We start from the raw sequence: 12,063 nt of genomic DNA, 5'->3' as shown, positions 1-12,063 counted from the left end.
CGGCGCCACCGTCCCCTGCAGCGTCCCACACCGCCTGCCCGGCAAGGTTCCCATGTCACCGCAGCCCCCGACCGCGCCCGGCGCGGAGCATCTGATCGTCGTCGAAGACCCGGACGTGCGGATCGAGCACTATCCCGAGGACTGGATCGCCTTCGCCCTGTTCTGGCTGATGGCCTTCGTCGTCTTCCTGCAGTTCTTCTCCCGCTACATCCTCAACTCGTCCTTCTCATGGACGGAGGAGATCGCCCGCTATCTGCTGATGTGGGTCACCTTCGTCGGCTCGGCGGTGGCCATGCGCCGACGCAACCACATCGCGGTGGAGGTGCTCCACCAGTTCCTCCCCGAACCGGTGGTGCGCCTGCTCAACTTCCTCATCGACGTCATCGTTCTCGGCTTCGTCGCCCTGCTCGTCTGGTACGCGTGGCAGGTGACCGAGCGCATGGAAATCCAACGCATGACGGTCTTCGACCTGTCGATGAGCATCGTCTACGGCGGCATCCTTGTCGGCTGCCTGCTCATGCTCTGGCGCGCCGGCCAGATGTTCATCGCCAATGCCCGCCGCGGGTGGCGCCCGGACCCGGCCCGTCAGGGCCTCATCATCGATTGAGGGCGCAGCATGTTCTGGCTTTTCGGCATCTTTCTGATCCTTCTGCTCCTTGGTACGCCGATCTTCGTGGCACTGGCGGCGGGATCGCTCGCTTACATCAAGTTCGAGACCATGATCCCGGACTTCGTGGTGCTGCACCGCATGGCGGGAGGCGTCGATTCCTTCCCGCTGCTCGCGGTGCCCTTCTTCATCCTCGCCGGCAACCTGATGAATACCGCCGGCATCACCAACCGCATCTATGATTTCGCCGTCTCGGCGGTCGGGTGGATGAAGGGCGGCCTCGGCCACGTGAATGTCGTGGGGTCGGTGATCTTCGCGGGCATGTCGGGCACGGCCGTGGCGGATGCCGGTGGCCTCGGCACGATCGAGATCAAGGCCATGCGCGACCATGGCTACAAGGACGAGTTCGCCGTCGGCATCACTGCGGCCTCGTCGACCATCGGGCCGATCATCCCGCCCTCGCTGCCGATGGTGATCTTCGGCGTCGTCGGCAATGTCTCCATCGGCCAGCTCTTCGCCGGCGGGCTCATTCCCGGCGTCCTGATGGCCGTGATCCTGATGTTCTATGTCACATGGTATGCACGCCGGCACGGGATCGGCCGCGACCAGGTGTTCCGGATGAAGGCGCTGGGGCAAACCTTCGTCCGCGCGATCCCGGCGCTGTTCACACCGGCGCTCATCATCGGCGGCATGTCGCTGGGCATCTTCACTCCAACAGAGGCGGCGATCGCGGCCTGTGCCTGGGCGCTGCTGCTCGGGGCGCTGCTCTACCGGTCGTTGTCGCTCAAGCAGTTCTACCGCATCACGCTGGAGACCATCGAGACCACCGCCAGCGTGCTCATTATCGTGGCCGCCGCGTCGCTCTTCGGCTGGGTGCTGACCACCACGCGCGTCACCGAGGCGATCGCCACGGGGCTGCTGTCGATCACCGACAATCCGCTGCTGATCATGCTGCTCATCAACCTCTTCCTGCTGGTGGTCGGCTGCTTCATGGAGACCATCGCCGCCATCTCGATCCTGGTGCCGATCTTCATGCCGATCATCCTCAAGGTCGGCATTGATCCGGTACAGTTCGGCGTGGTGATGGTGCTGAACCTGATGATCGGGCTGCTGACGCCGCCCGTCGGCATGGTGCTCTTCGTGCTGTCGAAGGTCGCCAACATCTCGTTCGAGCGGACGGTGGCGGGCGTGACGCCCTTCCTCGTGCCGCTGCTGATCGTGCTGGTGCTGATCTCGGTCTTCCCGTGGTTCACCACGGCGCTGCCGACGCTCTGGTATCGCTGACCGCGAGGCGGCAGGAATGAAGAGCCCGGCGCTGGGGCCGGGCGTCATGCCAGTGTGCGGGGGCCGGGCGTGAGCCCCCTCACCCGTCGTTGGCGGCCTGGGGCCAGGTCGCGCGCGGCCCCTCATCGGGCCGACCGGCAGGTCAAACCGCGAAAACCCGGCATCTGCCTCCCCGTACAGACAGGCCCCTTCGTAAACCGACAGCGCGTCGAGCGGTGCAAACCCCTCGAGCACGGGCGGGTCTCGGCGGCGCTGGCTTGTGAAAACCCAAACAGGATCAGAGCGCCGACTTTGGCATAAATCATCGCGGTCCGGATCATTCAGCACCCATGGAAGCACGACTCGAGGCCCAATAGCGGCGAAAACCGACATTCCCGAAATGGACTGCGGACGATAGGAAACATCGTCTGCTCAGGCCAACGGATCAATCGTCTGGTCGCGTCCCGGGTGGCGGTGTCTGCTCTTCCGTGGACCGTTCCCGCTTCATCTGTCCGTTCTTCGAAGGGCCGGGCTCGAACTCCGCGTCGAGGAAAAGCTCCGTGGCAGGTCAACGGCCGACCAACGTCACAGGCCAGTCATCAAACGCAATCAAGATCGCGCATCAATTTGATTAGGCGATCGTCGATGCCGCTGTCCCCCGTCGTTGTCTTGACCAACTGGGTCCACCCAGAGGTTCTCTCTCACTTGCGAGAGAATCTGGGTCAGGGCTGTGAGGTGGTCGCGAATGACTCGCAGGAACCCTTGCCGCCTGGTGAGCTTGCGAGCCGGATGGCACGTGCTGACGCGATGATGGCGTTCATGACCGATTGCGTTGATGACGCCTTTCTTCGCGAAGCACCAAAATTGAAGGTGATCGCCTGCGCCCTCAAGGGGGCGGACAATTTCGACATTGATGCCTGCATGCGGCATCGGGTGACCGTGACCTTTGTGCCGGATCTGCTGACGGTTCCAACCGCTGAACTGACGGTCGGGCTGACGATCGGTCTGGCGCGCAATCTGCGGCATGGCGATGCCATGGTGCGTTCGGGTCAATTCGTCGGATGGAAGCCAGTGCTTTACGGAAGTGGGCTGGCAGGAGCCACCTTGGGCGTGGTCGGACAAGGCGCTGTGGGACGAGCACTGGTGGCACCGTTTGCAGCACTTGGCGCGACGGTTCTCGCCTTTGATGAACGGCCACTTGAACCGGAGAGTTGCACCCCGGCACGCATCGTCGGACTGCCCGACCTTCTGGCCAACAGCGACGTAGTGGTTTTGGCGCTGCCGCTCAACCAGCACACCGATGGGCTGTTCAACGCCTCGATGCTGGCCGCGATGAAACCCGGCGCATTGCTGGTCAACCCTGCCCGTGGCTCGATCGTCGACGAGAGTGCAGTGGCTTCAGCTCTGGAAAGCGGGCACCTCGGTGGCTACGCCGCCGATGTTTTTGCATTTGAGGACTGGGCAAAGCCCGACAGACCCAAAACGATCCCGCCGCGGCTACTGGCCCACCACGCGACATTTTTCACGCCGCATCTGGGTTCGGCAGTCGACGATGTCAGGCGCGCGATCGCGATGAGTGCAGCGCAAGACATTATCGATGTCCTTGCAGGACGGAGCAGTCCCAATACTCTGACGTCGCCAGCCACGGCAGACATGTCGCATGCTTGATCTTGCTCAGGTGCGCAGTTTTGTCGCCGTGGTGGCTTGCGGCAGCTTCCATGAAGCCGCCAAACGGCTCGGTCTGGCGCAGCCAACCGTTTCGCAGCATATCCGCAAACTGGAAGAGGCCCTCGGGACAGGTCTGGTTGCGCGCAGCAACGCCGGATGTTGGGCCCTGCCGAAAGGCTTGGCCTTCCTGCCCCACGCGAAACGCCTGCTCCAGGCGGAGGAACAGGCGCGGATATCCGTGCAACCAGACCGGCTCGTGATCGGTGCGGCCTCGAATATCGGGATCTATCTGCTGCCACCGGCGGTCAAAGGGTTCTGCGAAGTTTACCCGACGGCCAAGCCTGTCGGCTGGAGCATTGGACCCAACCCGACCGTGATCGAACGCCTGCAACATGGCGAAGTTGATATCGCACTCACCGAGTGGTGGACCGAGACAGATGGCTTTCAGGCGTTTTGCTGGCGGCACGAGCCTTTGGTCGTCATTGTGCCGCCTGGTCACGCCTGGGCTGGGCGGAGCGTTGTCAACCCTGAAGAGCTGACTGACCAGCCCATGATTGGTGGCGAAGCCGGCACCGGGACCGGGCGCGTGCTCGCACAGGCGCTTGGTGCGGAACTGGCGCGGCGGCTGAAGATTGGTCCTGTTTTGGGTTCGACAGAAGCGGTGAAGCGGGCCGTCATGGCTGGTCTCGGCATCTCCATCGTCCTGCATGCGACCGTTGCGGAAGAGGTGGCAGCCGGGTTGCTGGTGGCGTTGACGGTCGCCGATGCGCCCATGACCAAAGCCTTGTGGGCGGCCACGCCAAGCAGTCTGCCAATCGCGGCACCCGCCAGATTGTTTGGAGCACACCTCGCCCGGAATGAGGCTGTCACATCGCTGTCAAGCTGAACCGATATTATTGATCTCAATCAAACGCTCCTTTTCATCTCTATTTGCAATCAGCAGGTGGGTCGTGATCACAGTAGAGGCGTTGTCCGTTTCGTATGGCCAAGCAGCGCCTGCGCTGAAGTCGACGACGCTCAGCTTTGAGCGCGGCGCCTTTACTGTGCTGCTCGGGGCCTCAGGCGCGGGCAAGTCTACGCTGCTCCGGGCCCTCAACGGGCTCGTGAAGCCCACCTCGGGCAAAGTCGTCACAGCAGATTTCGGGCCGTTGAGCAGCGGCGCGAACTTACGCAGTCATCGCCGCCGCACCGGGATGATCTTTCAGCAACATCAGTTGATCGGACGTTCGAGCGTGCTCGAAAATGTCCTCATGGGCCGGCTTGGCTACCATAACAGCTTGCGCACATTGTTCCCGTTTGGGCGCGACGAGCGGCTGAGGGCCCTGTCAGCCATCGAGCGCGTCGGCTTGATCGAATACGCTTTGCGTCGTGCTGACCAGCTGTCCGGAGGCCAGCAACAGCGGGTCGGGATCGCCCGCGCGCTGGTGCAGCAGCCGGACATTATCCTCGCCGACGAGCCCGTTGCCAGTCTTGACCCGGCCACTGCGGAGGCCGTGCTTTCGCTCATTCACGGCATCGCCAAGCAGGACGGACTGACAGCGGTCGTTTCACTTCACCAACTCGACTTCGCACGCCGCTTTGCCGACCGGATCATTGGTTTAGCCCATGGTGAGGTCGTGTTCGACGGCAAGCCAACGGACCTCAGCGAACTCGACATCACCCGCCTTTATCAGACAGCGCCGATGGTTGGTGCTGCGAAAAACCTTGATCATTCCGCCATGGAGCTTGTCGCATGACCATGTTGAACCGTCGCATCCTGATGGCACTCTCGGCTGCCGCCATCGGCGCACAGACCCTCCCGGCCTTGGCGCAGACGCGCAATCCCTCGCGCATCCGTGTGGCGCTGTTGCCGGATGAAAATGCGGCCACGATCATCCAGAACGCCGAGCCGCTCAGGCTGCATCTTGAAAAAGTGTTGGCCAGAAGCGTCGAGCTCGTGGTTACAACCGACTATTCTTCGATGATCGAGGCAGCCCGTTTCGGACGCATCGAGATTGCCTATTTCGGCCCGCTTTCCTACGTGCTCGCGAAGTCACGCGCACCAGAACTCGAGCCTTTCGCCGTCGGCATCGAGCGTGGCTCGCCGACCTACAACGGCGTGCTGATCGCCCAGGCTGGCGGCCTCGTTGCCAAGGTTGAAGACATCAAGGGCAAGTCCTTTGCTTTCGGTGATCAGGCCTCAACATCGAGCCACCTGATCCCGCGCGCCTTCCTCGCCAATCGCGACCTGATCGCCGGTCGCGACTATCAGGCCGTACATCTGGGCACGCATGACGCGGTCGCACGCGCCGTCCAGAACGGGCAGGTTCCGGCTGGTGGACTTTCGAAAGCCATTCTCGACAATCTGACGTCACGCGGTACGGTCGACAAGTCCAAGATCATCGAGATCGGCCTGTCTGATCCCATTCCCAATTATCCGATGGTCATGCAGGGCAATCTTGCACCTGAACTGAAAGCGCGTATCCGCGAGGCCTTCATCGGCCTCCAGGACCCTGAAATCCTGAAGGCCTTCCGCGTACAGGGCTTCGCGGCCACCGACGACAAGGCTTACGATGTCCTGCGCGACACTGCGAAGGTGCTTGATCTCGACCTGACCAAAGTGCGCGGATGAACAACCTCGCACCACTGCCTGCCCGACAGGTCACTTCCAGTCTTGTTCGTCATGACGCACTGCTCTCCCAAGAGCGTGCAGCCGGGCTGCGTCGCCTTGTGATCATGGGCGGCATCGGCTTGATCTGCATCGCAGCGCTCGCAATCACCGGCTTCTTCGATGCCGAACGGTTCAACGATGGCCTTCCTGCTCTGGGCCAGCTGTTCAGCGAGATGGTGCCGCCTGATTTCGGGCGTTGGCGCAACTGGATGAGGCCACTGCTGGATACGCTCGCCATGTCGATTGCCGGCACAGTGCTCGCCGTCATCCTATCACTGCCGCTGGCGATCCTCGCGGCCCCGAACACAACTCCCCATCCAATCTTGATGCACATCGTGCGGACGTTGCTGTCGTTCCTGCGTTCGGTGCCCGAGATTATCATGGGCATCCTGTTCGTTGCCGCCGTCGGCTTCGGTGCGCTGCCGGGTGTCCTGGCGCTGGCTCTCCACTCGGTCGGCATGGTGGGTAAATTCTACGCAGAGGCGATCGAGCACGTCGATCCACGCCCGCTGGAAGCAGCGCGTGCTGCCGGGGCCACGTCTGTTCAAGTGATCAGCCACGCTGTGCTGCCGCAGGTGTTGCCGCAACTCGCCGATGTGACGATCTACAGGTGGGAGTATCATTTCCGTGCCTCCGCCGTGCTCGGAATCGTCGGCGCCGGCGGTATCGGCTTCGAACTCATCGCGGCCCTGCGGCTGATCAAATATGATCAGGTCAGCGCGATCCTGCTGACCATCCTTGCCTGTGTCCTGATTGTTGACGCCATCGGCGCCTGGCTGAGGCGCAACCTCAAATAGCCGTTGAAAGTCGAATCTCGACCGAAGCGGCTCACTTCTTGGCCTTCACACGGGTGGAGTCACAGGTCGATCCCTGTCGCACCCGTTTGCAGCGTGATCGCGCGGTCGAACCGCTGTCTCCGCCCCTCACCCGTCGTTCGCCGCCTGCGGCCAGGTCGCGGGCGGCTCCTGCGGGCCGCGCCAGGAGAGCATGAGCCCGTTGCCGACGGCCCAGGCGCGCAGGGCGGCGAGCAGCGCGTCGGGGCGGCTCACCTCGGGCACCTCTTCCTCGATGAAACGATCGACCGCGGCCAGAAGGTCCGGCGGGATCTGCAGCTTGATGGTGGTCATGCGCGCATCCTCGAACGTGCTCTTGAGCGGCAGAATGGCGACTTTCTCGTACAGGAATGGTTAACGGGCAAGCCCTGATGGGGATCAGGGTTGCCCGTTCCTTGTCTTGGTCGCTCCAAGTGTCGCGATCGCCGTCCAGGTGCCGTGAAGGCTCAGGGGCGGTCGCGGTCACGGTCACGGTCGAGCATCATCTCGGTCACATAGGCCGCCATGGCGCCGTAGAGCGCGTGGCCGATCGTGCTCATGATGGTGAGCTGGCCGCCCCAGGCGAGGAGAAGGAAGGGCAGGCCTGCCAGCGGCGCGAAGATGCCGAGCGCGATGAAAGTGGTGAAGGCGCCCCAGACCCAGCCGTTCCAGCGCCGACCCAGCGAGATACCGTTGCGGGTCAGGAGATAGTAGCCGAGCGGGTAGCCGACGACGCCGGTGACGTAGTGCAGCGCCTTGGCGGCGACGTCGGAAGGCTCGAAGCCAAGGCGGGCGGCGAACAGCGCCTTGATCAGGGCCGGCGGCTCCAGCGGCCCGCCGGCAACGATGGCGGTGGGGACATTGGCCCAGATCTCCCACAGGCCGAGGCCGGCGAAGCCGCCGACCATGAGGGCGATCATCTCCCTGAGGCCCGGCAGGGCGATGCCGGCGATGCGGAACTCGTGGTTCGTAATGGTTCGAGCGGTGTCGGCAATCATGGCGGGGCCCCCTCAGGTCCTGATGCGGGCAACCTCGCCCTCCCCCGACAATTCGCGGCCAACGTCACGGCGTTACCGTCTCGAGGGTTCACCAAACCGTGAAGCGGCAATCTCACGGCGACGCCGCGTCCGCGTAACGACCGTTTCGGTGACTGCGTATCCTGCATTGCAGCAACCGACAGACGAGCCCGACATGACCGCACCGCCCAAGCGCCCGCGCGATCTGCGCCTCGACGTCTTCCGCGGCCTGTGCATGCTGATCATCTTCATCGCCCACATGCCGCAGAACCCCTGGCTCGCCTGGATTCCGGCGCGGTTCGGCTTTTCCTCGGCCACCGAACTCTTCGTCTTCGGCTCCGGCTTCGCCAGTGCCACGGCCTTCGGGCGGACCTATGCGACCGCGGGTTTCATCCCGGCGACGCTGAAGATCGTCCAGCGCATCTGGCAGCTCTACTGGGCCCATCTGGCGCTGTTCATGGCGCTGGCCGGCGTCACCGTTCTTGCCGCTCCGGCCGACAGCCATGCCATGCGCGCCCTCGCCCATGTCTTCGCGGCCCCGGCCGAAGCGCTCGGCGGGCTCGTGACGCTGACCTATGTGCCGATGCTGCTCGACATCCTGCCGCTCTACATCGTCGTGCTGGCGCTGGTGCCGGTGATGATGGCAGCGCACCGGCTGCACCCCGTCGCCCCCTTCGCCCTCTCGGCCGCACTCTACATCGCCGCATTGGCCTTCGGCCTGGCCATGCCCGGCCGCTCCGACAATGCCGGAACCTGGTTCTTCAACCCCTTCGCCTGGCAGGTACTGTTCTTCGCCGGCTTCGCCATCGGTCTCGGATGGTGGAAGCCACCAGCGCTGGGGCGGCCGCGGCTGGTCGGGTTGACGGCGGCCATCGTCATCGTCTCGGTCCCGTTCAACTTCTGGCTCGTCACCGACGCCTTTCCCGTCTTCATCGACCTGCAGATGATGGCCCTGCCGGCCAATACCTGGACCAACATCCACCCGGTCCGCATCATCCATTTCCTGGCGCTGGCCTATCTTGCCCTGTCGCTGCTGGAAGGGGCGCGCTGGCTGCTCGAGACACGCGCGGCGGCGGTCCTGACCCTCGTCGGCACCCAGTCGCTGCCGGCCTTCCTCGCCTGTACGGTGCTCGCCTGGATCGGCGGCATCGCGCTCGACATCGTCGGCGATGGAGCCGGACCGGCGGCTTTGGTCAATCTCGTCGGCCTTGCGGGTATCGTAGCGGCAGCCTGGCTCGCGCGCCTGTTCAAGTCGGCGCCATGGACGAAGCCGGCGGTGGCTGCACAGGCGGTACCGTCGGCGTCCCAGCCCGCGGCCGCGCTGCGGGCCGAGGGCGCCTAAGCCGTCAGAGGCGGTAAGCCATCCGCAGACCGCCCCAGTGGCGGCCGAAGATGCGGATCGGCGCGTCGATCTCCTTCATGTGGACCGTGACGCCGTTGCCCATGTCGCGGGCATAGGACTGGATCAGACAGGGGCGCGAGGAGCGGGCCGCCGAAAGGCCGGCGCGGTCGTCGAAGATGCGCTTGTTGCGGCAGTTGGCGGCATTCCAGGTCGGGTCGCCCGCCCTTTGCGGATGGGCGTAGATGCGGTTGTGAACCGGCAGATAGGCGTTGCGGTCCACCGCGGCGCAGAACGTCATCTGCTTGTCGACGGCGAGCCAGCGCTCCTGGATGGGCGGCAGGATCTCCTCGAAGACCTTGAGGTAGCGGGTCGAGAACTGGACAGGATCGGTGCCGGGAATGCGTACATAGTCGTTGTCGAAGGCGTCGTCGCGCGACAGCCGTCCGGCCTCGATGGCCTGTTCCATGGCACGGCTGATCTCGGCGGACGCCTTGACGACGTAATCGATGCGGACGGCATCGGCCTCGCGCAGCGCGGCGATCTTCTTCGCCAGGGCCACACGCCCGCCCTCGTCCGGCGCGACGAATTCGCAATGGGTGCCGAGCGCCGAACGGGCGACCACCTTGATGCGGAACGCGGCGATGTCGTTGACGGCCGCGGTCACCACGGCGCCGACGGCCAGCCGGTCGACCTCGCCCGCCGCCAGCAGCATGCCGCCTTCGGAGAGGTCCATGGTCTTGGCGCGGATGGCACCCTGCGGTCCATCGACGCGCACGGCGAGTTCCACCGGCAGCCGGTCGTGGCGGCGGCGGTCGCCGACTTCCGACTGGCGCAGGAAGATGGTGAAGCGCGAGCGCAGCTTTTCGGTCAGCAGCTTGGCCTGACGGCCGGCCTTGTCGGCTTCGTCCGAAGTCGTCTCGGCCTCCACCGCCGCCTGATCGATGGCGCCGGCGCCGGAGGCGACGTCGGCGATGAAAGCGGCGCTGTCGCCGGCCGAGCGCGAGAGTTCGCCGATGGTGGCGACCTGCTGTTCCACCGCCTCGGCGACGGAGGCGAAGACCGGGCGGATCGCGTCGACGGCGCCGGCGATCTGCTGGACGGCGGCGATGGAAGCCTGCGAATCCGCCTGTAGCTGCGCGATGCGCCGGGAGATCTCGTCGATCGCGCGCTGCGTCTCGAGGCTGAGGCTCTTGACCTCGGTGGCGACCACGGCGAAGCCCTTGCCGGCCTCGCCGGCGCGCGCCGCCTCGATGGTGGCGTTGAGGGCGAGGAGGTTGGTCTGGCGGGCGATCTTGCCGATCAGCCCCACGACCTGATTGATCTCGGTCGACGAGGCCCGAAGGCCGTCAACACTGGCGGAAGCATGGCCGGCCGCCTCGATGGCCTCCTGCGTGAAGCGCGTCGCCTGGCGCACGCGGTCACCGATCGCCGCGGCGCTCTGCCCGAACTCCTCGGTGGCGGCGGCGAGCTGGCTCGAATTCTGCGAGGCACCGGCGGCGAGCCGGTCGAGCGCGCGCGACCGTTCGCGGATCGCCGCCAGGGCACGGCTCGCGGCGGCTGTGCCGTCATGGACATGGTCGGCGGAGTCCGAGACGTCGGCGATCACCTTCATCAGGTCGGATTCGACGAGCCCGATCGTGTCGCGGATCTGGACGATCTCGGCTTTCAGCCGTACGACCTCCGCGATCGCATCCTCCGTCGCGCTGGCGGGTGGATGCGACGACGGTGAGGCCGCCGGCTCGCGCGCCGTCAGCATGCGGCGAAAATCCATCGGCGTTCCCTCTTTCTTCGCGTCAATTGACGAGAAGATTGCGGGAATTGTCGCGCAACAGGGTAAACGGCCGCTTAACCGTATCGCTTGGCGGGCCGACGCCCCGTCTTAGACTTTCGGCGAAGTCAGCAAGCGCGCGATGGTCGCTGGCAAAGTGTCGTAGTGGTCGATGATGACGTCGGGGGCGAGGCTCTGGAGGGGCACCGCCGTATAGCCGCCGGAATAGGCGACGACCGGCACGCCGGCGCCCTGGGCGGCGCGGATGTCGGTGTCGGAATCGCCCACCATGACGGCGCGGGTGGGGTCGCCGCCGGCATCGCGAACGGTCAGCAGGATGTGGCGGGGATCGGGCTTGCGCAGCGCATAGGTGTCGGCGCCGGCGATGAAGGCGAAGCGGCGCGTCATGTCCAGTTCCTCGAGCAGCTTCTTCGCAAGGCGTTCGACCTTGTTGGTGCAGACGGCGAGGATCATGCCCTCGTCGGCCAGTTGGTCGAGTGCGTCGAGCATGCCGGGAAAGGGGCGGCTCTCGCGGGTCAGGCGCGTCTCGTAGACGGCGATATAGCGGGCATAGACCGCCTCGATCTCGTCCTGGGTGTCGCCCCTGCCCTTCAGCTTCAGCGCCTTCTCGACCATCGGCTTCATGCCGTGTCCGATCAGTTGCTTCGCCGCCTCCATGTCCATGGCGTCGAGGCCCTCTTCCTCGAGGAGCCAGGAGAGCGTGCCGATCAGGTCGGGATGGGTATCGACGAGCGTGCCGTCGAGATCGAAGACGATGGTGGCGGCCGACATGCCTGGGCTCTCCGTGAAGGTCCGGCAGGTCATGCCGAATATGCGCGGGAATGTCACCTGACGTTTGGCTGCCGTGCCGGCGGGCGGGATGCACCGCTTGCGGGCCGGTGCTAGAACGCAAGTCTCCCCATCCGACAAGCCCTGG

At 64.8% G+C, this 12,063-nt stretch carries 12 protein-coding genes; 8 read left to right on the top strand and 4 right to left on the bottom strand.

Annotated elements, in window-relative coordinates:
- The first annotated feature begins 52 nt into the window (after positions 1-52).
- From Q8O26_RS11295 to phnE, 7 genes are all read left to right on the top strand, one after another.
- Complete coding sequence (locus Q8O26_RS11295; RefSeq protein WP_305575619.1) at positions 53-607, top strand: TRAP transporter small permease; 555 nt, start codon at positions 53-55, stop codon at positions 605-607.
- Positions 608-616: 9 nt separating this feature from the next.
- Positions 617-1,891 (top strand): TRAP transporter large permease, encoded by a 1,275-nt coding sequence (locus Q8O26_RS11290; RefSeq protein ID WP_305575617.1) that lies wholly within the window; start codon positions 617-619, stop codon positions 1,889-1,891.
- A 624-nt stretch (positions 1,892-2,515) separates the two neighbouring features.
- On the top strand, positions 2,516-3,538 hold the full coding sequence (locus Q8O26_RS11285) for an NAD(P)-dependent oxidoreductase (protein ID WP_305575615.1): 1,023 nt from the start codon (positions 2,516-2,518) through the stop codon (positions 3,536-3,538).
- Positions 3,531-4,424: a LysR family transcriptional regulator gene (locus tag Q8O26_RS11280; protein ID WP_305575613.1), complete on the top strand. Its 894-nt coding sequence runs from the start codon at positions 3,531-3,533 to the stop codon at positions 4,422-4,424. The genes Q8O26_RS11285 and Q8O26_RS11280 overlap by 8 nt, the downstream gene beginning before the upstream one ends.
- 64 nt (positions 4,425-4,488) lie before the next feature.
- Positions 4,489-5,274, top strand: coding sequence for a phosphonate ABC transporter ATP-binding protein (gene phnC / locus Q8O26_RS11275; RefSeq protein WP_371134534.1), 786 nt, complete (start codon positions 4,489-4,491; stop codon positions 5,272-5,274).
- 2 nt (positions 5,275-5,276) lie between these two features.
- On the top strand, positions 5,277-6,149 hold the full coding sequence (gene phnD / locus Q8O26_RS11270; RefSeq protein WP_305575691.1) for a phosphate/phosphite/phosphonate ABC transporter substrate-binding protein: 873 nt from the start codon (positions 5,277-5,279) through the stop codon (positions 6,147-6,149).
- Positions 6,146-6,985, top strand: a complete 840-nt coding sequence (phnE, locus tag Q8O26_RS11265) for a phosphonate ABC transporter, permease protein PhnE (RefSeq protein WP_305575612.1) — start codon at positions 6,146-6,148, stop codon at positions 6,983-6,985. The genes phnD and phnE overlap by 4 nt, the downstream gene beginning before the upstream one ends.
- Before the next feature lie 126 nt (positions 6,986-7,111).
- Here the strand turns inward: phnE and Q8O26_RS11260 are convergent, their stop codons facing one another.
- On the bottom strand, positions 7,112-7,315 hold the full coding sequence (locus Q8O26_RS11260; protein WP_305575611.1) for a hypothetical protein: 204 nt from the start codon (positions 7,313-7,315) through the stop codon (positions 7,112-7,114).
- 152 nt (positions 7,316-7,467) lie between these two features.
- Entirely contained in the window at positions 7,468-7,998 is a 531-nt protein-coding gene (locus Q8O26_RS11255; RefSeq protein ID WP_305575610.1) for a hypothetical protein, read from the bottom strand.
- A gap of 193 nt (positions 7,999-8,191) precedes the next feature.
- Here Q8O26_RS11255 and Q8O26_RS11250 point away from each other — a divergent pair, with 193 nt between their 5' ends.
- The gene (locus tag Q8O26_RS11250) at positions 8,192-9,358 is read left to right on the top strand and encodes an OpgC family protein (RefSeq protein ID WP_305575609.1); all 1,167 of its coding nucleotides are present in this window, start codon (positions 8,192-8,194) and stop codon (positions 9,356-9,358) included.
- A 4-nt stretch (positions 9,359-9,362) separates the two neighbouring features.
- On the opposite strand, the gene Q8O26_RS11245 is transcribed toward Q8O26_RS11250, so the two are convergent.
- Positions 9,363-11,129: a methyl-accepting chemotaxis protein gene (locus tag Q8O26_RS11245; RefSeq protein WP_305575608.1), complete on the bottom strand. Its 1,767-nt coding sequence runs from the start codon at positions 11,127-11,129 to the stop codon at positions 9,363-9,365.
- Between the two features lie 108 nt (positions 11,130-11,237).
- On the bottom strand, positions 11,238-11,918 hold the full coding sequence (locus Q8O26_RS11240) for an HAD-IA family hydrolase (RefSeq protein WP_305575607.1): 681 nt from the start codon (positions 11,916-11,918) through the stop codon (positions 11,238-11,240).
- Positions 11,919-12,063 lie beyond the last annotated feature (145 nt).

It is taken from the genome of Phreatobacter sp. (assembly GCF_030691135.1).
Classification (GTDB): domain Bacteria; phylum Pseudomonadota; class Alphaproteobacteria; order Rhizobiales; family Phreatobacteraceae; genus Phreatobacter.
The sequence above is the reverse complement of the archived record's forward strand: the minus strand, read 5'-3'. Positions and strand labels throughout refer to the sequence as shown.

What these genes read in the sequence shown, in the direction of transcription:
- Q8O26_RS11280 (WP_305575613.1), top strand. Translation starts at nt 3,531, where the DNA reads ATGCTTGATCTTGCTCAGGTGCGCAGTTTTGTCGCCGTGGTGGCTTGC.
- Q8O26_RS11285 (WP_305575615.1), top strand. Translation starts at nt 2,516, where the DNA reads ATGCCGCTGTCCCCCGTCGTTGTCTTGACCAACTGGGTCCACCCAGAG.
- Q8O26_RS11245 (WP_305575608.1), bottom strand. Translation starts at nt 11,129, where the DNA reads ATGGATTTTCGCCGCATGCTGACGGCGCGCGAGCCGGCGGCCTCACCG.
- Q8O26_RS11295 (WP_305575619.1), top strand. Translation starts at nt 53, where the DNA reads ATGTCACCGCAGCCCCCGACCGCGCCCGGCGCGGAGCATCTGATCGTC.
- phnD (WP_305575691.1), top strand. Translation starts at nt 5,277, where the DNA reads ATGTTGAACCGTCGCATCCTGATGGCACTCTCGGCTGCCGCCATCGGC.
- Q8O26_RS11260 (WP_305575611.1), bottom strand. Translation starts at nt 7,315, where the DNA reads ATGACCACCATCAAGCTGCAGATCCCGCCGGACCTTCTGGCCGCGGTC.
- Q8O26_RS11240 (WP_305575607.1), bottom strand. Translation starts at nt 11,918, where the DNA reads ATGTCGGCCGCCACCATCGTCTTCGATCTCGACGGCACGCTCGTCGAT.
- Q8O26_RS11290 (WP_305575617.1), top strand. Translation starts at nt 617, where the DNA reads ATGTTCTGGCTTTTCGGCATCTTTCTGATCCTTCTGCTCCTTGGTACG.
- phnE (WP_305575612.1), top strand. Translation starts at nt 6,146, where the DNA reads ATGAACAACCTCGCACCACTGCCTGCCCGACAGGTCACTTCCAGTCTT.
- Q8O26_RS11255 (WP_305575610.1), bottom strand. Translation starts at nt 7,998, where the DNA reads ATGATTGCCGACACCGCTCGAACCATTACGAACCACGAGTTCCGCATC.
- Q8O26_RS11250 (WP_305575609.1), top strand. Translation starts at nt 8,192, where the DNA reads ATGACCGCACCGCCCAAGCGCCCGCGCGATCTGCGCCTCGACGTCTTC.